The sequence below is a fragment of the Dehalobacter sp. genome (assembly GCA_023667845.1).
Classification (GTDB): Bacteria; Bacillota; Desulfitobacteriia; order Desulfitobacteriales; family Syntrophobotulaceae; genus Dehalobacter.
Window position 1 is genome coordinate 400,803 of sequence record JAMPIU010000143.1, and the last position, 22,210, is coordinate 423,012.

General features: G+C 42.4%; 22 protein-coding genes and 1 pseudogene. All 23 read left to right on the top strand.

The genetic code is table 11. The annotated features are described in order from the left end of the window. Window positions 1–31 precede the first annotated feature (31 nt). The 23 genes and pseudogenes from NC238_12855 to dinB all read left to right on the top strand — a co-directional run bounded on the left by NC238_12855 (window position 32) and on the right by dinB (window position 22,189). Entirely contained in the window at window positions 32–1,534 is a 1,503-nt protein-coding gene (locus NC238_12855; protein ID MCM1566804.1) for a reductive dehalogenase, read from the top strand. Between the two features lie 16 nt (window positions 1,535–1,550). After that, window positions 1,551–1,874 (top strand): hypothetical protein, encoded by a 324-nt coding sequence (locus tag NC238_12860; GenBank protein ID MCM1566805.1) that lies wholly within the window; start codon window positions 1,551–1,553, stop codon window positions 1,872–1,874. Window positions 1,875–1,919: 45 nt separating this feature from the next. Continuing rightward, complete coding sequence (locus tag NC238_12865) at window positions 1,920–3,119, top strand: 4Fe-4S binding protein (protein MCM1566806.1); 1,200 nt, start codon at window positions 1,920–1,922, stop codon at window positions 3,117–3,119. A gap of 614 nt (window positions 3,120–3,733) precedes the next feature. Next, on the top strand, window positions 3,734–4,423 hold the full coding sequence (locus tag NC238_12870) for a Crp/Fnr family transcriptional regulator (protein ID MCM1566807.1): 690 nt from the start codon (window positions 3,734–3,736) through the stop codon (window positions 4,421–4,423). A 159-nt stretch (window positions 4,424–4,582) separates the two neighbouring features. Then, window positions 4,583–5,284, top strand: a complete 702-nt coding sequence (locus NC238_12875; protein MCM1566808.1) for a Crp/Fnr family transcriptional regulator — start codon at window positions 4,583–4,585, stop codon at window positions 5,282–5,284. A 194-nt stretch (window positions 5,285–5,478) separates the two neighbouring features. Further along, window positions 5,479–5,787, top strand: a complete 309-nt coding sequence (locus tag NC238_12880) for a dehalogenase (GenBank protein ID MCM1566809.1) — start codon at window positions 5,479–5,481, stop codon at window positions 5,785–5,787. Window positions 5,788–5,800: 13 nt separating this feature from the next. Beyond that, window positions 5,801–7,222: a reductive dehalogenase gene (locus NC238_12885; protein ID MCM1566810.1), complete on the top strand. Its 1,422-nt coding sequence runs from the start codon at window positions 5,801–5,803 to the stop codon at window positions 7,220–7,222. A 262-nt stretch (window positions 7,223–7,484) separates the two neighbouring features. Then, window positions 7,485–7,793: a dehalogenase gene (locus tag NC238_12890; GenBank protein ID MCM1566811.1), complete on the top strand. Its 309-nt coding sequence runs from the start codon at window positions 7,485–7,487 to the stop codon at window positions 7,791–7,793. Between the two features lie 14 nt (window positions 7,794–7,807). Beyond that, on the top strand, window positions 7,808–9,178 hold the full coding sequence (locus tag NC238_12895; GenBank protein MCM1566812.1) for a reductive dehalogenase: 1,371 nt from the start codon (window positions 7,808–7,810) through the stop codon (window positions 9,176–9,178). A 429-nt stretch (window positions 9,179–9,607) separates the two neighbouring features. Beyond that, complete coding sequence (locus tag NC238_12900; GenBank protein ID MCM1566813.1) at window positions 9,608–10,321, top strand: Crp/Fnr family transcriptional regulator; 714 nt, start codon at window positions 9,608–9,610, stop codon at window positions 10,319–10,321. 263 nt (window positions 10,322–10,584) lie between these two features. After that, window positions 10,585–10,899 (top strand): dehalogenase, encoded by a 315-nt coding sequence (locus tag NC238_12905; GenBank protein MCM1566814.1) that lies wholly within the window; start codon window positions 10,585–10,587, stop codon window positions 10,897–10,899. Between the two features lie 17 nt (window positions 10,900–10,916). After that, complete coding sequence (locus NC238_12910) at window positions 10,917–12,329, top strand: reductive dehalogenase (protein MCM1566815.1); 1,413 nt, start codon at window positions 10,917–10,919, stop codon at window positions 12,327–12,329. Between the two features lie 46 nt (window positions 12,330–12,375). Then, on the top strand, window positions 12,376–13,746 hold the full coding sequence (locus NC238_12915) for a reductive dehalogenase (protein ID MCM1566816.1): 1,371 nt from the start codon (window positions 12,376–12,378) through the stop codon (window positions 13,744–13,746). Between the two features lie 215 nt (window positions 13,747–13,961). Beyond that, window positions 13,962–14,601 (top strand): annotated as a pseudogene (locus NC238_12920) (cobalamin-dependent protein). A 3-nt stretch (window positions 14,602–14,604) separates the two neighbouring features. Next, window positions 14,605–15,774 (top strand): uroporphyrinogen decarboxylase, encoded by a 1,170-nt coding sequence (locus tag NC238_12925; GenBank protein MCM1566817.1) that lies wholly within the window; start codon window positions 14,605–14,607, stop codon window positions 15,772–15,774. A gap of 24 nt (window positions 15,775–15,798) precedes the next feature. Next, the gene (locus tag NC238_12930; GenBank protein MCM1566818.1) at window positions 15,799–15,942 is read left to right on the top strand and encodes a hypothetical protein; all 144 of its coding nucleotides are present in this window, start codon (window positions 15,799–15,801) and stop codon (window positions 15,940–15,942) included. A 325-nt stretch (window positions 15,943–16,267) separates the two neighbouring features. Then, the gene (locus NC238_12935) at window positions 16,268–16,582 is read left to right on the top strand and encodes a dehalogenase (GenBank protein MCM1566819.1); all 315 of its coding nucleotides are present in this window, start codon (window positions 16,268–16,270) and stop codon (window positions 16,580–16,582) included. Window positions 16,583–16,602: 20 nt separating this feature from the next. Beyond that, window positions 16,603–17,967 carry a reductive dehalogenase gene (locus NC238_12940; GenBank protein MCM1566820.1) on the top strand — a complete coding sequence of 455 codons (1,365 nt, stop codon included), beginning with the start codon at window positions 16,603–16,605 and terminating at the stop codon, window positions 17,965–17,967. A gap of 441 nt (window positions 17,968–18,408) precedes the next feature. After that, window positions 18,409–18,576, top strand: a complete 168-nt coding sequence (locus tag NC238_12945) for a twin-arginine translocase TatA/TatE family subunit (GenBank protein ID MCM1566821.1) — start codon at window positions 18,409–18,411, stop codon at window positions 18,574–18,576. A 50-nt stretch (window positions 18,577–18,626) separates the two neighbouring features. Then, window positions 18,627–19,655, top strand: coding sequence for an FAD:protein FMN transferase (locus NC238_12950; protein MCM1566822.1), 1,029 nt, complete (start codon window positions 18,627–18,629; stop codon window positions 19,653–19,655). Between the two features lie 55 nt (window positions 19,656–19,710). Beyond that, window positions 19,711–20,484, top strand: a complete 774-nt coding sequence (tatC, locus tag NC238_12955; protein ID MCM1566823.1) for a twin-arginine translocase subunit TatC — start codon at window positions 19,711–19,713, stop codon at window positions 20,482–20,484. Next, the gene (locus tag NC238_12960) at window positions 20,485–20,829 is read left to right on the top strand and encodes a twin-arginine translocase TatA/TatE family subunit (protein MCM1566824.1); all 345 of its coding nucleotides are present in this window, start codon (window positions 20,485–20,487) and stop codon (window positions 20,827–20,829) included. It begins immediately after the preceding gene. Window positions 20,830–21,025: 196 nt separating this feature from the next. Beyond that, window positions 21,026–22,189, top strand: coding sequence for a DNA polymerase IV (dinB, locus tag NC238_12965; protein ID MCM1566825.1), 1,164 nt, complete (start codon window positions 21,026–21,028; stop codon window positions 22,187–22,189). Window positions 22,190–22,210 lie beyond the last annotated feature (21 nt).

The following is a 22,210-nucleotide window of genomic DNA, read 5'->3' on the forward strand; positions in this document are numbered from 1 at the left end:
AATGAATTTATTATACGAGGAGAAAAAAGATATGGAAAGAAGAGATTTCTTTAAGCTCGCGGGGATAGCGGCGGTAGCGACAGGTGCGGCTTCTGCTGGGGTTGTCGGCTATTTGAACGGCGCTGACCCATCTACCAACACTGGTTGGGAAAAGGAAAGCGTTACTCCTGGTGAACTCTTTGACCGCACCCCGTTTGAAACGGATCAGCTCCCTTTCAATAAAGTAGGAACACCAAAACGCGTGGAGATGTACGCAGAAACGCAGCTCCGCCGGTCAACCCTAAGCAAGGCTTTTGACGTACCTCAGGGAATGCCCTTCAATGCTTATCTCAAGTCGGTGGTAGATGTAAACAATCTGGCGAATACGCCCTTAAGTATTATTAAAGATAAGGATTTGGCCGCATTCTATCAGGGTGTCCTTAATCGGTACGGTTGGAACTATTTTGCGGAAGATTTGAGGCATATCCTGGAAGTTCAGCCGAGATTCGCCCGGATCAACGCTGAGACAGCTTTCGATTTTGCCATAGCCAACGCTTACGAATGGGCGCAGAGCGTCCATATGGGTTACCATGTTTCCAGGGTTTCTTCCAAGGATAGCGATTTTCAAGGCGTAGCCAAAAAAAGGTACGAGATTAAAGATCCCAAAGAAATGAGCAGGCTCATCAAAAAAATCGGAACCTTATTTGGCTCACCGATCGTGCGCATTGTCAAACTCAATCCCGAATGGAGCTATGAACGGGCCCCTGACAGTATCCGTGGTTATACTCGCGGAGAGCCCGTAAATATACCGGAGCATTGGAAATACGGTATCATTATGGGCCAACCCCTTTCGTGGGAGACGCTCGGCGGAGCCCCTTCCTATTTTCATACTCTGGAAGCTTATGGTAATTCCAGTATTTACGCCGCCAGAATGTCGGATTTTGTAAAAAGGCTCGGTTATCCTGCCAGGGAAAACTCCCCCCACGCTCGTTATGAGTTCATCATGCCGCCGCATATGGTGGCTGCAGGAGTAGGAGAGCAGGGACGAAATGGACTCGTCATAACACCGGAATTCGGGCCAAATTTCCGTCCGAGTATGGTCGTAACTGACTTGCCATTAGAGCCCGACAAGCCGATCAACATCGGTGTGCGAAATTTCTGTATGAACTGTAAGATCTGTGCTGAGCAGTGCCCAAGCCGCTCTATTTCCCTCGACGGACCCAAGGAGATTGGTGGCCGTGGTTATGACGGATGGCAGATCAATGCAGCGCAATGCCATAATTTCTGGCTGGAAGTTCCCAACGGAGGTTGCCGTGTCTGTATTGCGGTGTGCCCATTCTCCAAAAAATCCAATTGGTTGCATACCACTGCCAGAGATATTGCGATACGCGACCGTACCGGTTTAACAGCCAAGGGCCTTACATGGATGGAGAGGGCTTTCTATGGGGAGAATACGCCGGAACATTATCATTATGAGGAAGGCTCACGTCAATATGGCCTCGTCGGCGAAAAACCGTGGTTCTTTGAGTCTAAAGATTTCTTAAAAGAAAGTTAGAGAAGGAGGTAAGGAAATGTTCGAACTTATTATTAACAGTTTGGTTATAATTAGCCTTCTGATAGCAATCTACGCCTTGTTTAATTATCAAAAAGAAAAGGGCGAAAAACTCGCTTGGTGGAAATGGACGCTGTCCATCCTATGGCTGCTTGCCGTACTGATTGTTTTTGCTTTTATTGGAACAGCGATCGGTGAGGGGTCGCCCCAGGTGGCCTTGCGTGGCGGCATTACATTCCTGGTTTTGTTAGCAATCAGCGGTGTCGTATTTTTCCGGTTCTTTTTTGTGGGTATAAAAAGAGAACAAAGAATTAATGAACCAGTCGAACAGGACGTTAATTAAAAAATCTAATAATTTTAATGGACCCCCACGGAGGTATTTTGGGGAATGCAAAGAAAGTGGATCATTACAGGTGTGGCTATCATCTTTCTGATTGGGGGCTATATCTATGGAATCAGCCAACAGAAAATGGATGAGAAAGTTATAGCCGGCCTGTACAAAAAATTAATTCCGGAAGCAGCAAAGTTTGAGCCGATGAGCGACAGAACGGCCCAAGCGTTTGATGCAACCGGTAAACTCATGGCTTATGTCGGTCTTAGTTCCCATAATGGCTATGGTGGTCCGATGTTGGTCGGCACCATCGTTGATCCTTCGGGTAAATTGAGGGAACCGGTAATTTTAGAGAACAATGAGACTCCCTCTTTCCTGATGCGTCTAGCTGCTGGCGGGTACTATAAACAATATATGGATTTACCCGTCAACAGCATCTTGATGTTAAATCAGGACTTAGATGCCATTACCGGCGCAACTTTGGCCAGCCGTGCTGTGAGCGACAGCGTAAGGGAGAATGCGCACAGTATAGCCCGCGTAGCGTTTCATCAGAATCCGGAACAGCCTGTGGTCCAGTGGCAATTTGGTATGAAAGAAATGATGGCTATCTTGCTGTTTACGATGAGTTTTGTTATTTACAAGGTCAAAAAACTTCAGAAGTATCGCTTGATATTCTTAGGAGCCAGTACTATTATTCTCGGATTTTGGCTGAACAGATCGCTGTCTGTTGCCCAGTTCTCTTCGTTGTTTTTAGGATATTTGCCTTCACCCAAAACGAATTTGTTATTTTATATCGTTCTGGCAGGTGTTATCGCACCCATTCTTTTTTCCGGCAAAAATATATATTGCCTCTATGTTTGTCCGTTTTGCGGGATACAAGAAGCGGCTTACAAAATAAGCGGTAAAAACATACCGCTCCGAAAAGCGCGAATTTGGCTGGTCAGGTTACGCAATCTGTTATTATTTGCGGTCCTGATGGGAGCGGTGATAACCGCCAAGGCCAACGCAATAACTTATGAGCCGTTTGGGGTCGCCTTTGGACTGGATTTAAGAGCGGAAAGCTATTTGTGGTATATCCTTTTCGCAGCGCTTATATCTGCTTTTTTGTTCCGAAAATTGTGGTGCGTGGGATTCTGTCCAGCCGGTGCTTTTTTGGATATACTCGAGGATTTGGCCAAAGCTATTCGAAAGAAATGCTGCAAAATTAAAGAAAAAGATGTATTAGACAAGCAGGAGAAGTCTGCTTTGATAAAGTGAAGCTGCTTAATTTCTATAGTCTCACTACCTGGATATTAAGGCTTAACGATACGCCTCTTAAGGCGGTGGGTTAGATTACATAATCCCCTGCTTGAAGGGGTTATTTTTTATATGTTCTTATTTTTCGGCATATTACTTGAAACCATAATTTTTCAATCTTAAGTATAGCAGCGGACCTTCAAAAATCCTCCAGAACCGCAAAGGGCTATTAGAATCCTTATTATATAGATAAAGTGCCAAGTATTCTACAAATCGCAACGCTTATAAGACGGATGCAATCAAATTATAATCCCCAATTAATTTAGATATTTTAGTGTTTGTTAATATTTGTGTGAATTATTTTATCAATATAAATACATTCTATGATTAAGACTGTATTTTTCAAACGGCACTTCAATATAACCTCTTTCAACATGGTGTAGTTATATTAAAAAGACAGTAATCTTATGAACAGTAATAAAGTGTACAAAATTTCTTATTATAATTATTAACGCACGCTAATAATGTTAATTCCTTATCTGGTATAAGCTATGATTAAATTAGTGTATGCAAACATTATCCTAACTCGACATAAATTTTTTGGCATGATTAAATTTTTGAAGGGGTGAATGATTATGAAGGAAACTCTTAAAGAGCAACTTATTCCAGATTCTTTTCATCCTATAGAAAGATTGCAGAATTTTGTCCATATGGGGGTAGTCCGTAATTATCAAAAAGGGGAAACCATTGTATTGCCTGGAGAAACGATAAATAGAATAATATATGTGCTTTCCGGCAAACTCACAGTAAATTTTCTTAATGATGACGGAAGGCAAAAATTAATGTACAAAGCCGGTAAATATTCCATCGTTGATCGACTATTTCCGTTAGAGAATTGTTTTGTTCATGTTATTTCAGAAGAAAAAAGTAAAATTTGTTTTTTTACCAAAGAGCAGCTTTTTATGATCCTTAAACAGGATGATGAAATACTTAATGAATTTATTGTGAATTATTCATCAAAATGTTTTCATTTTATGAATGGATCAAAGGAGATGGCACTTTACAATCCATCCGTTCGCGTTTTGCGATTGCTTCATGAATTATGCATTACTGAAGGTAAAGTAGTTGATGATAACGTCTATGAAATAGATGTCAAATTATCTCAAAGGGCTATTTCAGAAATAACGGGTGTTCATTTTGTCACCATTTGCAGAGTATTTAGCTGGTTAAAAAAAGAAAATATTTTGCATAAAACAACAAGTAAAATTATTATTAATGATTTAGAGAGGCTTAAAGAAATAATCAATGAGAACAGCAAAAACTAAACACCGGCAGCGGTGTTTTTTTAATATTAAAACGTAAGAACTTAGTATAGATTAATTTTTTTATGACTTCAGTCAGATCTTAGCCTATGCTAAAAAAGGTTATTAAAGAAATTATTAGAATTTGTTTTGGGAACTCTTTTGCGGGGAGGGGGACAAAAAATGGAAAGGGTAATAAGCAACCACTATAGTATTTTGCCCGGTAATTTTTATCCGATTTTGAAACTATGTAATTATACGCATTTGGGGGTCATACGTAATTATCGCAAAGGAGATACGATTGTTTTGCCTGGAGAGATCATCAATAAAGTTGTCTTTGTGCTTTCGGGAAAATTGGGTATTAGCTTTATGAATGATGATGGAAGGCAAAAGTTTATGTTTTACGCTGATCCTTTTACTTTTGCGGATCGATTATTTGCCATTGAGGAATGTTTTGTTCATGTTGTTTCAGAGGAAAGGAGTACGGTTTGCTTCTTCGATAAAGAACAACTTCTTAGTATATTCCAACAGGATAAAGAAGTTCTTATTGAATTTATTACCTGTTATGCATCCAAATGCACTTATTTTATGCGTGAATCTAAAGAAATGGCAATTTATAAACCATCGGTCCGGGTGTTAAGGTTGCTTTATGAACTCTGCCGTCAGAAGGGAAAAGAAGTTGACCAGGTTGACCATGTTTATGAGATTGATGAAAGAGTATCGCAGAAGGCGATATCTGAAATAACCGGTGTTCATTTTGTGACAATCTGCAAACTATTTCGCTATTTGAAAAAAGAGAATATTCTGAAGAAAAATTCAGGTAAGATCATCATTTATGATTTGCCTCGGTTACAAAATTTGATTGAAGAGTGGATGAAAACTTAAACACAGCCGAAAGATCACATTTTAGACTGTCGACAAAGTGATTGTCGGCATTTTTTTTTATTTATACCATTATAAAAAAAATAAATTGTGATAGAAAAATTCTTATACTAGACTAAGTCTGGTTTTGTTAAATTTAATACAATGTTAATTAATCAAGATATTATTAACGAGAAGGTAAAAGGAGGTGTAAAACAATGAGTACTTTTTTAATTTTCTTAGCGGGTGTCCTTTTTTTAGCCGGTATCCTTTTTATCAAGCCGCGCGCTGCTAAAAATAAAATTTGGCAGACAGTGCTGGTATGGACTCTATTTGTCGTTTGGTATTTCATCACATGGATTGGAATTTCGTTTGTCTACATTAATGCCAGCGTAGGGCACGTCAAAGCGACAAGCACCGCAATCTTCTTATTTGGAGGAATTTCCGTGGTGCTGGCTATCATCTTAGCGCGTATCTTGGGATTTATCACGATGAAGAAAAAAGTAGACCATACGACACAAGCTTAAAGGAGGAGAACTGATGTCAGAAATTCCGGAAAAAAATAATAAAAAACCCAATCAGCAAACACGCTTAAGCCGACGGGGTTTTTTGAAGGCAAGTGCAGGGGCCGCTGCAACGGCCCTTGGCGTGGTGGGAGCAATTACAAGCTCGCCCGGAGTGGCAAACGCTGTAATTGATCTCGGGTATAGAAACTCATTATATAAACAAATGGATTATACACCAATAAAGGGCCAATGGTCAAAATTAAAGCCGAAAATGGATTACGGCGGTGCCTCAGTCCATTTTGTAGAACATAATGATCAATGGCTTGGAACATCTCAGATTATTGGAAAAGTAGAGAGAACGAATGAATCTGACGGTGGATTTCCATATGCAATTCGAGGATTGCTGGGAACGAAGTCCCAATATGGATTTGTTTCGCAGGCGATAAGATATCCTCTCGGGGATGCCTTGATGCTTCCAACGCAGGAAATAAGCAAACCAAATATTGTAAGTGGTACTCCGAAACCGGAAAAACTTCCGATTCCTGATCCGGAACAAATGTCTATGCATATCAAAGATCTTGCATATTATTTGAGAGCAGATGAAGTAGGGATCGGGAAGATGCCATCCTATGGCTACTACAAAGCCGTTATGGATCCGCCTGAAGGAGCCTATGCTGCCGGCATTGTTACCCTTGAAACCCCTTATGTAGATGTACCTGTTACGGAGTCAATGCCTTACGTTATTTGTGTTGCTGTGGAACAGCATTGGGAGACTTATGCGGCTTCAACGGGGTATGACGGAATTTCCCTTGAGCAGTCATTCCGCAGTTATCATGCGACAGCCAATATTTCTGTCGTCATGGCTCAATATATCCGCAACTTAGGCTATCATGCCAGGGCTCATCATTTTGGGAATTATGAAGCAGTTATGGGGCCTTTATTAATTGCGGCGGGTATGGGAGAGCTTACCCGTACGGGGGACTGTGTAGCGCATCCAAGAATGGGTTTCAGAAATAAAGTAGCCGCAGTTACGACAGATTTGCCTTTGGTACCGGATAAACCCCTTGACTTCGGCATGCTGGATTTCTGCAGGGTATGTAAAAAATGCGCCGAAACCTGCCCGAACCAAGCGATAACCTATGATGTGGATCCTGTTGAATTTAACGGCTATATGCGCTGGAATACCGATGCCTATAAATGTGCGGCATTCAGAACCGGCAACGAGGAAGGCGTGAACTGCGGTAGATGTGTAAAGACCTGTCCATGGAATTCCAAGGAAAAATCCTGGTTCCATGATCTCGGAATATGGATCGGCAGCAAGGGAGAGACAGCTTCATCACTGCTTAAAAATATTGATGACATGTTTGGTTACGGAACGGAAGAAATCACCCGATATAAGTGGTGGCTGGAATGGCCGGAAATGTATAAGATCAGAATACCGGCAGATAAGCAATAAATACTATTTTCTAAACAGGAAGCTGCTGCCAACAAACTTATGTTTGTTGGCAGCAGCTTCTTATATTTTAGGGCCTAGTAAAATACTTAATCTGTTTCGGCTATAATCTGTCAAGATAAAAGATGACCATCTATGTTAACATTGATAAAAAATATTAGTAGCAACGAAGAAAATATTAACAGCCGATAATGCCCAACATTTAATAATGAGTACAATGAAGCGTGTAAGAGATACAATTCGTAAGATTAAAGGAGGTGAAAAAATGAGTACTTTGTTAATTTTCCTGGCTGGTATTCTTTTTTTAGCGGGGATTCTTTTTGTCAAACCCAGGGCCAAGCAAAATAAAACATGGCAAACCGTGGCTGTTTGGGTAACCTTTGTTGTTTGGTTTTTCATGACATGTATAGGGGTATCATTTGTTTACATTAATGCCAGTGTGGGACACGTCAAGGCGACAAGCACAGCTATCTTTCTATTTGGGGGAATCTCGGTAGTACTGGCCATCGTATTAGCCCGTATTTTAGGATTTATTGGTATGAAAAAGAAGGTCAACGAGTCTATAAAGGCTTGAGGGGAGGAAAATTGATGTCGGATCATTCCGAAAGTAAAAAGCTGCCTGGGCAGGTAAGCCGCCGCGGCTTTTTGAAAACTGGTGTGGCTGCAGCAGCTATGGGCGTAATGGGAGCGGTTGCAGCTCCATCGAAGATAGCAAACGCTACTGTAAGTACCCTAAACTATGCGCCCGCAAAGGGACAATGGTCAAAATTGCGGCCCACACCCAACTATGGCGGTGCTAGCGTCCGTTATGCCGAATATAATGACCAGTGGTTGGGAACAAGCAAGATTGTGGGAAAGGTTGAAAGATCAAGTGAATACGACTCAGGTTTCACATTGGCGCTTAGAGGGTTACTCGGAGAGAAGGCCAGATGGGGATTCCTTACCCAGACCAAGAGATATCCACTAACAGATGGAATAGGCTGGGCCATAGGGCCGATCAGCCTGGATGAGATTTGTATTGGTGTCCCGAATGCCGAGAAGCTTCCGATTCCCGATCCGGAACAAATGTCCCAGCATATGAAAGACGTTGCGTATTATCTCAGGGCAGATGAAGTCGGTATCGGCAATATGCCGTCCTATGCTTATTATGGGTTTAAGCAGGTTCCGCCGCAGGGGTTGTTCCCCGCGGGTATCGTTCCGCCGGATACGCCGATTCACCAGATCCCGAACACAGAACCGGATTTGCCTTATGTTATTACGTTTGCGGTGGAGCAGCATTTGGAAACCTATCTGGCCTCGACCGGCTATGACGGGATTTCCGTATCCCAGTCATTCCGGTGTTATCATGCCGTAGCGAATATTGCCGTTATTATGGCCCGATACATTCGGACTTTAGGTTATAATGCCAGGGCGCATCACTTTGGCAACTATGATCTGGCTGTTCCGCCGGCGCTTATCGCTTCCGGAATGGGCGAGCTCAGCCGTACGGGAGACTGCGTTGCTCATCCCAGAATGGGATTCCGTAACAAATGTGGCGCAGTCACAACAGATTTGCCACTCGTTCCCGATAAACCTATTGATTTCGGACTTCTGGATTTCTGCCGGGTTTGTAATAAATGTTCGGACAATTGTCCGGCCGGTGCCATTACCCATGATAAAGATCCTGTTGTACAAAACGGTTATCTGCGCTGGAACAGTGATATGAAGAAATGCGCAGCCTTCCGGGCCGGCAATGACGAAGGTGTCAACTGCGGCAGATGTTTAAAAGTCTGTCCGTGGAATTCTAAAGAAGACTCCTGGTTCCATGAAGCAGGGTTGTGGATCGGCAGTAAAGGCGAGGCCGCATCCTCATTGCTTAAGAGCATTGATGATATGTTCGGTTACGGTACTGAAGAGATTACCCAATATAAATGGTGGCTGGAATGGCCTGAGCTTTATAAAATCAATATTCCCAGTTAATTGAATTAACTTAATTTCTAAGTATTATTAAGAGGCACGTTATTGAACGTGCCTCTTAATAATACTTAATCGAATTGTAGAAAGAATTACCTTTTTCTGAGTGTTGCAGACCTGATCAGAGGAAATATAAAAATGTAAAACTTGAGGTTTTAGTTATATATTAAATTAAAATAGCAAAAATGATTGTATAATAAATTTAAGAATAATGTAAAATATATGTACTCGCTTTGCATTGCTTTTTAAGTACGGTATTTGGTTAATATGTTCTTCCTTGGCGTGGACTAGATTCAATTGTTACGTTTTTAATTGTTTTTTGGTGTAGAGTTTAGTTGCGGGACGTACATCTGTTATTACAAAAAGGATTTAGTGGGTGACAAAATAAATCCTGGGGCTGGTAATGGCGGTGAATAATTGGGAAGGGGGAGGCGTATGCAATACGATTATGGAAGATGCGAGGGGGCAAGGGCTATTCCTGACACTTTCTATCCAATTGAAAAACTGAGGGAATTCACGCATATAGGAGTAGTAAAAACCTATGCTAAGGACAGTAATGTGATCTTACCGGGAGGCAAGGATTATATGCTGGTTTATGTGCTTTCTGGAAGGATAAGTTTGAACCTGATGACGGAAGACGGCAGGGAAAGAGTGATTTATTTTTCAGGAGAAAATGGAATTTTGGGTCGTTTGTATAAGATGGAAAATGAAAATGATGCTTATGCGGTTGCCATAGAAGATTCTAAAGTATGTCTTTTTTTCGAAGAGCACCTCAGAATTATTTTCCGTCAAGATGAAGACATGATCTTTGAAGTGCTTAGAAATTGTCTTTCCAAAGTAAGTTATTATATGAGACAAACGATAGAAAGAGACTTTTACAATCCAACGATTAGAATCTTAAGATTGTTGCATGGACTTTATCTTACCAATGGAATATCGGTAGGAGATTCTTACGAAATACGTATGGACTTATCATTGCAATTTATTTCTGAGATAACAGGAGCACATTATGTTACAGTCTCCAAAGTATTAAAGTATTTAAAGGAACAAAAAATTATTGAAAAGAAGAAAGACAAAATAATTATTCATGATCTGGAGAAACTTAAAGAATTAACCCATGAGAAGCATATTTATAAATATATTTATTAGAATTAAGTTTGACAATTCATTTTATACAAATTATTTTTTGTATTCCATTTCATTAGAGAAATGGAGTATTTTTTTGTATTATTGTAAATTACCTGTGTCTCTATTAGTAGGCTATAGCCTATTGAATTTTCCAGTCAACAGTTCAGCAAAAATATTTTGTAGATGTATAGCTTTTAGTTATACAACTAAACTTCACTCAAAATTATTAAATACAATGTACCTATAGTCATAAAAATGACTGAATTATTAAAAGGGAGGTGAAAATGATGGGTACATTCTTAATTTTTTTAGCAGGCGTATTATTCTTAGCGGGTATTTTATTTATTAGACCCCGTGCTAAACGTGAACAAATGTGGAAAACAGTAGTAAATTGGGCCTTGTTTGTTACTTGGTATGGGATTACCTGGATGGGAATTTCCTTTGTCTACATGAACGCATCGGTTGGACATGTCAAAGCCACAAGCACAGCGATGTTTCTGTTTCTGGGGATATCTGTGGTTCTTGCCGTTGTTCAGGCCTGCCTGCTGGAATTCATTGGTGTGAGAAAAGCGGGGAATACAGGTGAATTACAAGCCTGATAGGATGTGAAAATACGGTGATTAATGAACAAGAGAAAAAGTTTCAGTTAGGCCGCAGGAATTTTCTCAAAGCTGGTGCCGGAGCTGCAGCCCTAGGAGCAGCGACGGCTCTGAAAGCACCTACCATAGTGGCGGGAGCGGTTGGCGAGAGCATGAAGTATACGCCTGCGGCAAAGGGACAGTGGTCCAAACTGCATCCAGTGCATGACATGGGAAGCGCAACAATACATTTTGTAGAACATAACGATCAGTGGTTGGGAACCTCAAAGATAATTGGCCCAATCAAAAATCCGAGTGAATACGATGGCGGATTTGAACAAATTGCCGCAGGAAAAGTCAGTCAAAGGGGCCAATTGGGGCTTTATAACATGAATACGAAGGATCCTTTTGGTAGTGCAATTATAATGGGAGCCGGGATGGTAGCAGGTTTCCTGGAAGGTATTCCTGCCCCAAAGAAAATGGAGATCCCTGATCCTGAACAAATGTCACAACACATCAAGGATGTTGCTTATTTTTTGCGGGCTGATGACGTGGGTATAGGCAGGATGCCTTCGTATGCGTATTATGGCACAAAATGTATTTATCCGCCTTTTCCGGGAAGACAGTATGTGGAATTCACCAGGGAACAATTAGTTCGGCCGGTTACCGAACGCCTGCCATATGCGATCGTGGTAATGGTTGATCAGCATTTGGAGACAATGCTCGCTTCGACAGGGTATGACGCAATTAGCATCTCCCAGTCCTTCAGAGGCTATCATGCGACAGGGGTCATTGCTGCTATTATGGCCCAATATATCCGGAATCTGGGATATAACGCCAGGGCTAATTATGCTGTGGATTATAACGGTGTCATGCCTCCTGTTATTATCGCCGCAGGGTTGGGAGAACTATCCCGTACAGGCGATTGCACGATTCACCCCCGGTTAGGATTCCGCCATAAAGTTGCTGCGGTCACTACGGATTTGCCGCTTGCACCGGATAAACCCATTGATTTTGGGTTACTTGACTTCTGTCGTGTATGTAAGAAATGTGCGGAAAATTGTCCTGCCGGAGCCATTAATACGGATATGGATATGGGACAATATAACGGATATTTGCGTTGGAATAATGACACGAACAAATGTGCTGAATTTCGGGCCAGTAATGAGGACGGTGTATGCTGCGGACGATGCATGAAGGTCTGTCCCTGGAATTCCAAAGAGGAATCCTGGTTCCATCAAGCTGGTACCTGGATTGGAAGCAAAAGTGAAACATCATCAAAATTATTAAAATCAATTGATGATATGTTCGGGTATGGAACAGAAACTGTCGATAAATATAAATGGTGGCTGGAATGGCCGGAACTGTATAAGCTTCCACCTGTAAGCATTCTGACTGAACCTTTGCCGCCGGATCCCATTTTTTCGGCATTAGGGAAAAATAAACCGTAACAATCCGAAAGTTAAAACAATAAGCTGATTGGATGTGAATAAAACGGTGATTAATAAACACGACAGGAAGTTCCAGCTAAGCCGCAGGAATTTTCTCAAAGCCGGTGCCGCAGCCATAGCCTTGGGCGCAGTTGGAGTGGTCAAAACTCCTTCTAAGGCGGCAAATGCGGCGGGAGGAAGTCTGGGGTATACTGCTGCAGCGAAAGGGCAATGGTCCAAATTGCATCCGGTACATGACCTCGGCAGTGCCAGCATACGTTATGTAGAAAGCAATGATCAGTGGCTGGGTACCTCAAAAATAGTTGGGAAAATCAAAAATATCAGTGAAGCAGATAATGGATTTAATCGTGCTACCAGAGGGTTGCTCCCAGATCCCCGGATACAGCTCGCGTCTTTGGCGCTTCCTACCCATCCTTTTCCATTGGCACAGCTGATGACAGTTGTTTTAGTAGGGCCGGACCCTGTAGTTGAAGGACCGGCCGCCCCTAAAAAATTACCGATACCTGATCCTGAGCAGATGTCACAACATATTAAAGATACTGCCTATTTTTTGCGCGCCGACGATGTCGCTATCGGAAAAATGCCTGAGTTCGGATATTATTCTGAGAAGGTTATTGACCCGGCGGGGCTATTGAACAAACCTGTGTCGGAGTGTGTTAAACCGGTAACAGAACGGCTGCCCTATGTCATCGCCGTGATGGTTGACCAACACTTGGAAACCATGCTGGCGTCGACCGGATATGATGGGATTAGCGGCTCGCAGTCACTAAGGGGTTATCATGCGGTCGCAAACATTGCTGTTATTTTGGCCAACTATATCCGTGCCCTTGGATATAATGCCCGGGCGAGTCATTTTGTCAATTATGTTGTTGTAATGCCGACGGTTCTCATATCTGCAGGCTTAGGGGAAATGTCCCGGGCCGGGGACTGTACAATTCATCCCCGTTTAGGATACCGGCATAAAGCGGCTGCTGTGACCACTGATTTGCCACTGGCACCAGATAAACCGATTGATTTTGGGATCCAGGAGTTTTGCAGGGTATGTAAAAAATGCGCGGAAAACTGTCCGACCCAATCAATTTCGACTGATACGGATCAGACCGAGTACAACGGATATATGCGATGGAACCTCAATAGTGATACATGTACTCAACTTAGAATAATTAACGAAAACGGTCAAGGCTGTGGACGGTGTATGAAGGTTTGCCCATGGAACTCCAAAGAGGACTCCTGGTTCCACCAGGCGGGAACGTGGGTAGGCAGTCAAAACGAATCTTCTTCGAAATTGCTGAAAGCTATTGACGACATGTTTGGGTACGGAACGGAACAGATAGAGAAATATAAATGGTGGCTGGAGTGGCCCGAATTGTATAAGTATACACCCCCCGACCTTTCAGGACCTGTCTTTAAACATTAAGTCGCCGGATGCGGGAAGTTAGAAATTTGTCAGTTAATAGGTACTATTAGCGGCTGCTGGCAACAAATTTTAATATTTGTTGCCAGCAGTTTATCAAAAATATAAAAATAGTTTTGATATATTTTTGCATGTATAGATATATGAGATACCATTACGAGGCAAAACTGTAGGATCCAACCGGTATCAAAGAGGAATTTAAAGGAGGATGATTGAAAGTGGTGGACTTGAAAGTCCTGACTCAAGCGATGTCCGATTTGGACGAAGACGTATTAAACAAGGCTATTGATGAAGTACTAAGCAAAGACGACAACGCCGCCGAAGCTCAACAAGTTGTTAAAGCCTGTCAGCAAGGTATGACGCTCGTGGGTGAGCGTTATGATTCGGGTGAGTACTTTATCGGGGACTTGGTCTTCGCCGGGGAAGTGTTGCAAAGTGTAAATGGACAAGCTCAAGCCGGCTTTAAGTGCAGGATCCTCAGCAAAAGGCGGAAAAATTGTCCTGGCAACAGTTTTTGGGGATCTTCACGATATCGGCAAAAACATCTTCAGGTCGATGGCCGAAGCGGCAGGTTTGGAAGTAGTTGACCTGGGAATCAATGTTCCTGTTAGCCAAATTGTGGACAAGGTAAAAGAGCTTAATCCTGATATAGTAGGACTAAGCGGCGTACTGACTCTGGCCTTAGACAGCATGAAAGATATCGTGGATTGCCTAAATAATACCGGTCTCAGAAATAAAGTCAAGGTTATTATCGGCGGCGTGCCGGTTAATGAAGTGGTTTGCAAAAGCATAGGTGCTGATGGTTTTTCAACGAATGCCGCTGAAGGCGTGAAAATTTGTCAAAGGTGGGTGGGATAAATCATGAGCAACGAAATGACGCCGTATCAAGAACGCTCGAACCGTATTTTCAAGACAATAAATTTGGAACAAGCTGACCGCGTTCCTGTGCTTGGCACTTATGGGACATGGTGTGCCTACTACGCAGGTTATACTCCAGCCCAAGTCGATATCGATCTGGATAAATGCGCGAAAGCCATTGCGAAAGTAGCCACTGATATTCCGGTAGATATGCTTCATATGGTGTCTAACAACCCTGCCGCTCTGCTTCAGTCGCTGGGAAGCAAAAATTATAACTATTTAAGTAAAGATAATATTATCCAGTATAGTGACGAACAAGCCGGGATAATGAGTGGAGACGAATATCCCGAATTTAATAAAGATCCGTTAAGATTCATTGTTGAAAAGATTTTACCACGAAAATTTGCCGAATTGGCTAAGTCTTCTCCCGCGAAAGACGTCGCTTTGGCCAGAGGCGCCATGCACTTTGCCATTTATGGAGCAAAATCGGGGGGAATAACGGGTGCGCTTGCTCAACAGGGAATGCCCCTCTTAGGGGATGGCGTACTTATGCATCCGATTGATTTAATTGCGGATATGTACCGGGGTATTAAAGGAATGTTCGGGGACATGCGCCGCCGCCCGGAGGTAGTCTTAGAAGCGATTGAAGCCTTACTGCCTGTTATATTGAGGTTTGGTATGGGACAGGTTCATATGGCGCCGCCGAAAGCGACCCCCAAAGTGCTTTTTCTCCCGATGCATCTGCCAACCATGATGAAGCTGGCGGATTTTGACAAGTTTTACTGGCCGGCCTTTAAAAAGATGATGGACTTTTTTGCTGCTCAAAACGTCTGTGTTCTTGGATTCTATGAAGGCGACTGGTCACGCTATTATGATCATCTTCAAGAATTGTCGGCGAAGAAATCATTTGGCTGGTTTGAACATGCAAATTTCAAAGAAATTAAGCAAAGTTTAAAAGATACCATGTGCATTGTCGGACTTTTCCCGGCGACTTTACTGCAATATGGAACTGAACAAGAATGTATTGCCAAGGCCAAGGAAATATTGGATATAATGGCCCCCGGCGGCGGATACATTTTTGCCACCGATAGGGAGCTGATTGCAGCACAGGATGGCAAATCAAAAAACATTATCGCCGTAAATAAATTTGTTATGGAGTATGGTATTTATTAATTATTAGAGGAGGTGCGCCTTGCAATGGAAGATAAATTATTGATCTCTTGGAATGAAATACTTAAACAGCACCCGGAACTTGCAGACCAAGATCCCGCTATTGGAATGAGTTGGGATATGGGACAGGAAATGGTTTTTAGCTATTTATTTATGCTGGCAATCTTTTAGAACAAAGAAAATGCGGAAACCTAATAAACTAGTCTTAAAATCATATGACACACTGCTTTTTAGGGCGTGTCGCGAAAACGTTTTTTAATAAACGTTACGACACGCCCTACTCTATTTTGTTCCATTTGTCGACAGCTATGTTAGTAAGCCTGAGAATAGACCTTTTGTTTTAGCAGTTATACTTTTAGGTATTGGCTAATATTTATGATAAAAATTTTTTTCCAGATGTATCGTTTTAGTTATATAACTAAACTTCCAATAAAATCATTTAATACAATGTACCTATAGTCATGAAAACGACTGAATTATCAAAAGGGAGGTGAAAATGATGGGTACATTCTTAATTTTCTTAGCAGGCGTATTATTCTTAGCCGGTATTTTATTTATTAGACCTCGGGCTAAACGTGAACAAATGTGGAAAACAGTAGTTAATTGGGCCTTGTTTGTTATCTGGTATGGGATTACCTGGATGGGGATTTCTTTTATCTACATTAACGCATCGGTTGGGCATGTCAAAGCAACAAGTACAGCAATATTCCTGTTTCTGGGAATCTCTGTGGTTCTTGCCGTTGTTCAGGCCCGCCTGCTGGGCTTCATTGGTGTGAAAAAAGCGGGAAATAAAAGTGAATTACAAGTTTGATAGGATGTGAAAATTCGGTGATTGATGGACAAGAGAAAAAGTTTCAGCTAAGCCGCAGGAATTTTCTCAAAGCTGGCGTTGCAGCCTCTGCGATGGGAGTGATTGGAGCAATCGCAGCTCCGGCTAAAGTGGCCAACGCAGCCGGAGCAAGTCTGAAGTATACTGCTGCAGCGAAGGGACAATGGTCAAAACTTCATCCGGAACATGACTACGGCAGTGCTACAGTACGTTTTGTAGAAAGCAATGATCAGTGGTTGGGTACCACAAAAATAGTTGGAAAAGTTAAGAACTTCAGCGAAGCTGATATGGGATTCAATTTGGCTACCAGGGGGATGCTTCCTAATAAAAAGACACAAGCGGCGTCTTTGAGTTTCTTTTTCAGGCATCCTTTTGGAGCGGCAATAGCCAATGCAGGCATGTTTATTGCTCCGCCCGCTGCGGTTGAAGGAAAGCCGTCTCCCAAAAAACTGGAGATCCCTGATCCGGAACAAATGTCCCAGCATATTAAAGATGCCGCCTATTTTTTGCGCGCTGATGAAGTCGGTATCGGCAAGATGCCGGAATATGCTTATTATTCCCAGAAGCTTACGGATAAAGCTGGTTTGATGACCAAGCCTGTAGAAGAATGTGTCATACCGGTAACAGAACGCTTGCCTTACGTCATCGTCGTGATGGTCGACCAAAATCTTCTAACCATGTTGGGATCCACTGGGTATGACGGAATCAGCGGTGCAATGTCTATGAAGAGTTATCATGCAACCGGTAACATCGCAGTGATTTTAGCTACCTATATCCGGAGCCTTGGGTATAATGCCCGGGCGCAGCATGCGTTTAACTATAACGCAGTCATGCCGCCCGCAGTTATTTCAGCAGGGTTGGGGGAGCTTTCCCGTACCGGAGACTGCTCGATTCATCCCCGCTTGGGATTCCGGCATAAGGTTGCTGCTGTTACCACTGATTTGCCGCTGGCGCCCGACAAACCAATTGACTTTGGCCTCCAGGATTTCTGCAGAGTATGTAAAAAATGCGCTGAAAACTGTCCAAACCAATCCATTACGTATGATTCGGATCTTGTGGAGTATAACGGATACCTGCGTTGGAACAGCGACATGAAAAAATGTGCAGAATTCAGGATACTCAACGAAGACGGAGTGTCCTGCGGACGGTGCATGAAGGTCTGCCCCTGGAACTCCAAGGAGGATTCCTGGTTCCACCAGGCTGGGACCTGGATTGGAAGTAAAAATGAAGCTTCCGCAAAATTGCTGAAAACAATTGACGATATGTTTGGGTACGGTACAGAAAGCATCGAGAAATACAGATGGTGGCTGGAGTGGCCGGAGATGTACAAGTATCCGGCGGTTGCTCAAGCGCCACAGACGCATTAATAGTTAAAGGCTCTCTGCTAAATGTTGGGGTACCCCCCTAAACAAGAGTAATTCTAAATTGATGTAATGCTGGTAATAGCCCTTACAGACTATTATCAGCATTTTTATAAATTTTGCTGCGAATGACACCATGCCGTTAGTATCTGGCCTAATTAACCTATCATACTAGAGAATGCGGGATCTGAATTACCATTTGTATAAGGAACGCTCTTTTTAAATCATTTTTTGTGCTTAACATCAGGAACAGTTAGATGGTTTTTACGAGCTTTTGGTGGGCGAATATTGACACTAACTCTTCAAACAATTATTATTTACTTTAGGATGTATTGAATAATACTTTTCATCTAGAGATAATCTATAAGCAGGGGAATTCTTAATGTTTTTGTGAGTTCATACTAATCATATAAAATGGAGGAGATAAAAATGCAATTAATTTTTGGAATGATTACCCCAACTGTAGCTGTAATAGGTTTGGTCATCGCCCTAGTCATATTTGGACCAGGAAAGCTGCCCCAATTAGGAAAAGCTTTAGGCGGGGGTATCAAGGAATTCAGGGATGCCTCTGTTGAGGGTGAAAAGGAAGGAAGCGAAACAATAAAAGAGGCATAGCATAACGCGATAGAAATGTTATTTAAATGCAAATAAAGGATAAGTTCAGCATGTATCATAAAAAGAGCTTTAAGATACTATTATTTCTGTTAATCATTATCGGTTTATCATCTTGGCAAGGTTATGAGTATTATCAACGTAATGTTAATTATCAAGAAACCAAATTGTTTTTTGACACAGAAGTATATGTTGAGGCTCATGGCTGGGGAGCAAAGAAGACAGTAACTGAAGCTCTCGGCATTATGGAAGAGCTAGATTCCAAGCTTAATAAGTTCTCACCTCATAGTGAAATATACGCTATCAATATTCATGCAGGAGAACAACCTGTCACGGTATCGGAACTAACCTTTGATGTTATTGAACAGTCCTTGAAAATTGCGGATTTAAGCAATGGTGCATTTGATCCGACGATAGGACCTTTAGCTAAATTATGGAAATTTGGAGAAAGGGATAGTTCTGACAAATTTGTACCATCGCAGGAACAGATTACGAAAACAATTCAACTTGTTGATTACAAAAAAGTAATTTTGAATAAAGAACAAAAGACTGTCTTTTTAGTTAAAAAGGGAATGAGTTTAGATCTAGGAGCAATTGCTAAGGGCTACGCTGTAAGCAAAGCATTAGAGACCTTTAAGAGCCGTAATATTCTATCAGGGATGGTATCGGCAGGCGGAAATATTTATGCCATAGGCAAAAAAGACGGAGGAACGCCTTGGCACATCGGAATTAGAGATCCTTTAAACAAAGGACAGATTATTGGCTATGTTGTATTGGAGAATCTCACAATCGATACATCAGGCAACTATGAGCGGTTTTTCACTGTTGACGGAATACAATACAGTCATATTCTTGATCCTCGTACTGGGTATCCTTCAAAAGAGGTCAGCGGTTGTACTGTCGTCACGGAGAATCCGATAATGGCGGATGCTTTGGCTACAGCAGCTTTCGTATTAGGTCCTGAAAAGGGCTTGCAATTAATCGAAAAGAATAACGCATGGGGCCTGATCATTGATACTGACGGCAAGATGGAATTATCTGATAAAATGAAAGAAATGTTTAAACCAGAGACTCCTGAGTGACCGTATTTGGAAGAATTAGTTTTAATTAGATCAGGAAAAGGAAGGGGTTTGTACTGTGCAACGTAGGAAGAAGCAAAGTGACGAAATGTCTTTCTTTGGCCACTTTAAAGAAATGCGCAAAGTGCTTTTATTTTCTGCATATGCGATTGCCATCGGAGCAATAGCGGGATGGGCGTTCAGTGATTATGTATTTCGTTTCCTGGCTATACCCATGTCCGGTCTCAGTGAGGTGCATTTCATTACGACAACACCGATGGAACCATTAATGGTTAAGTTAAAAGTATCACTCATTGCGGGTGTAGTTATAGCTTTGCCCATCATCATATGGCAGTTATGGAGTTTTATCCTGCCGGCTTTAAAATCGAATGAACGGAAATACCTCTATTTCATCTTTCCTTCATCTCTTCTTCTTTTTTTTGCAGGTGCAGCTTTTGTTATTTTATTTGTGCTGCCTATCTGCTTAAAGTTTTTACTTTTGGCAGGGATAGGGGCAATCGATACAACACCATTTGTCACCAAGTCTTCCTATATTAATTTTGTTTTCACTTTGGCACTCAGCTTTGGGTTGTTTTTCCAACTGCCCGTTGTATTGATACTGTTAATTCGAATAGGCGTCGTATCTCCTCAGGCTCTCGCAAAATATAGAAAATGGGCCTTTTTTGTGATTGTGATATTGGCTGTTGTTCTTTCTCCAACCCCCGATCTGATGACCCAGGTTTTGATCATCGGTCCGATGTATCTTCTCTATGAAATCAGTATTTGGATAGGTTATATTGTAGTAAGAAGAAGAACAAAAATGCTGAAGCGAGAAGAGGAAGAGGTGATTTAAATGGGTTTAACAGAAATTGCATTAATCTTATTTGTCGCCTTGGTTCTTTTTGGCCCCGATGATTTGCCCGTAATTGCAAAAACAATTGGAAAAATGGTTAGACAAGGTCGCAAGATAATGAATGAATTGACAAGAGAATTTACAAATACAATTAGTATGCAGAGTGACACGATAATGGACAGCTTAAAAGATACATCCCCCAAAGAAAAGGTCTCCCAAGAAGAACCAAAACAAAAGGAAGACGAGAATGTGTTACAGAGCAATGATGAAGGAGCAGAGAAAAAAGCTGAGGATAATGAGGCAGCTGTAAAACATGATGGAACCAATGAAGCCGACCCTATGTGAAGGATAATTTAAAAAGGCGTGATGCACTTAGAAGATGATCTCTGTCTTGCGCGGGGGTCATCTTTTTATGATTCCAGCCCAACTTTCATATGGCGCTTCTGCATGCTGAACCGGCAAGATGATTCATTAGACCGAGAATCACCAATCACCACGGATGGCATGGAAAACGCCGGGCGCATAGTGGTATAATTGATTTATGGAACAATGGCAAGACCATCGAAAAATACTCCATATCGATATGGATGCTTTCTATGCCGCGGTAGAACAGAGAGATCATCCAGCCTTACTCGGAAAGCCTGTTATCGTGGGCGGCAAGCCAAACAGCCGGGGTGTTGTTTCTGCTGCTTCTTATGAGGCCCGTAAATTTGGCATTCATTCGGCGATGCCCATGACCGAGGCCTTCAGACGCTGTCCGCAGGCCGCATTTCTCCCTGTTAATATGCAAAAATATCAGGAAGCCTCAGACCGGATACACGAAATATTTTTGTCCTACACGCCGCTCGTCGAGCCCTTGTCCCTTGATGAAGCTTTTTTGGACGTTACGCGATCAACGGCTCTTTTTGGATTTGCCCAAAATATCGCCGTGCTGATCAAACAACGTATCCGGCAGGAACTTGGCCTGACAGCTTCAGTGGGTTTAGCCCCCAATAAATTCCTCGCCAAGATTGCTTCCGATCTGCAGAAGCCGGACGGCTTTGTCGTTGTCCCTCCGGATAAAGTACAGGAATTTCTCGATCCTCTGGCTGTGGAAAGAGTGTGGGGGGTCGGCATCAAAACGGCGGAACAGCTGCATGAGCTTCGGGTCAAAACAGTGAGAGATCTGCGTGCCTTGGATGAAAGTGCTCTCTCGAAACGATTCGGTGCCTTGGGCAAACAGCTTTACGAACTCGCCCGAGGTATTGACAACCGCTCCGTAGAAACCGACAGAATGGCGAAATCCGTTGGCAGGGAGACGACATTCTCATCAGATATTGCTGATGTTGACGTACTTGAAAAAGAGCTGCTGAAGCTGGCGGTGGATGTCGGAAGACGCCTGCGCAAACATGCGCTGAGAGCGAAAACAATCACGCTGAAAGCACGTTATCCAGATTTCAGGACCCTCTCCCGTTCCAGCACCCTCCCTCAGGCCACAGATCTGGATGATCTGATCTACCATGAAGCCTGTACGCTCTTACGCGGGCTCTCCATGAATCAGCCGCTTAGACTAATTGGAATTACCTTGAATAACTTAACGGATCAAACTGAGCAACTGACGTTGTTTGATGAATCTCAAAAAGATATGGGAAACCTGACAAAAGTGATTGATCAAGTTAACGCGAAATATGGAAAGAACAGTATCACAAGGGCACGATTACTATAATGAAGAGTGAGGAGCGAGATT

Excerpts from the sequence above, each read along its gene's own strand:
- NC238_12855 (MCM1566804.1), top strand. The coding sequence starts at position 32 with ATGGAAAGAAGAGATTTCTTTAAGCTCGCGGGGATAGCGGCGGTAGCG.
- NC238_12860 (MCM1566805.1), top strand. The coding sequence starts at position 1,551 with ATGTTCGAACTTATTATTAACAGTTTGGTTATAATTAGCCTTCTGATA.
- NC238_12865 (MCM1566806.1), top strand. The coding sequence starts at position 1,920 with ATGCAAAGAAAGTGGATCATTACAGGTGTGGCTATCATCTTTCTGATT.
- NC238_12870 (MCM1566807.1), top strand. The coding sequence starts at position 3,734 with ATGAAGGAAACTCTTAAAGAGCAACTTATTCCAGATTCTTTTCATCCT.
- NC238_12875 (MCM1566808.1), top strand. The coding sequence starts at position 4,583 with ATGGAAAGGGTAATAAGCAACCACTATAGTATTTTGCCCGGTAATTTT.
- NC238_12880 (MCM1566809.1), top strand. The coding sequence starts at position 5,479 with ATGAGTACTTTTTTAATTTTCTTAGCGGGTGTCCTTTTTTTAGCCGGT.
- NC238_12885 (MCM1566810.1), top strand. The coding sequence starts at position 5,801 with ATGTCAGAAATTCCGGAAAAAAATAATAAAAAACCCAATCAGCAAACA.
- NC238_12890 (MCM1566811.1), top strand. The coding sequence starts at position 7,485 with ATGAGTACTTTGTTAATTTTCCTGGCTGGTATTCTTTTTTTAGCGGGG.
- NC238_12895 (MCM1566812.1), top strand. The coding sequence starts at position 7,808 with ATGTCGGATCATTCCGAAAGTAAAAAGCTGCCTGGGCAGGTAAGCCGC.
- NC238_12900 (MCM1566813.1), top strand. The coding sequence starts at position 9,608 with ATGCAATACGATTATGGAAGATGCGAGGGGGCAAGGGCTATTCCTGAC.
- NC238_12905 (MCM1566814.1), top strand. The coding sequence starts at position 10,585 with ATGATGGGTACATTCTTAATTTTTTTAGCAGGCGTATTATTCTTAGCG.
- NC238_12925 (MCM1566817.1), top strand. The coding sequence starts at position 14,605 with ATGAGCAACGAAATGACGCCGTATCAAGAACGCTCGAACCGTATTTTC.
- NC238_12930 (MCM1566818.1), top strand. The coding sequence starts at position 15,799 with ATGGAAGATAAATTATTGATCTCTTGGAATGAAATACTTAAACAGCAC.
- NC238_12935 (MCM1566819.1), top strand. The coding sequence starts at position 16,268 with ATGATGGGTACATTCTTAATTTTCTTAGCAGGCGTATTATTCTTAGCC.
- NC238_12945 (MCM1566821.1), top strand. The coding sequence starts at position 18,409 with ATGATTACCCCAACTGTAGCTGTAATAGGTTTGGTCATCGCCCTAGTC.
- NC238_12950 (MCM1566822.1), top strand. The coding sequence starts at position 18,627 with ATGTATCATAAAAAGAGCTTTAAGATACTATTATTTCTGTTAATCATT.
- NC238_12960 (MCM1566824.1), top strand. The coding sequence starts at position 20,485 with ATGGGTTTAACAGAAATTGCATTAATCTTATTTGTCGCCTTGGTTCTT.
- dinB (MCM1566825.1), top strand. The coding sequence starts at position 21,026 with ATGGAACAATGGCAAGACCATCGAAAAATACTCCATATCGATATGGAT.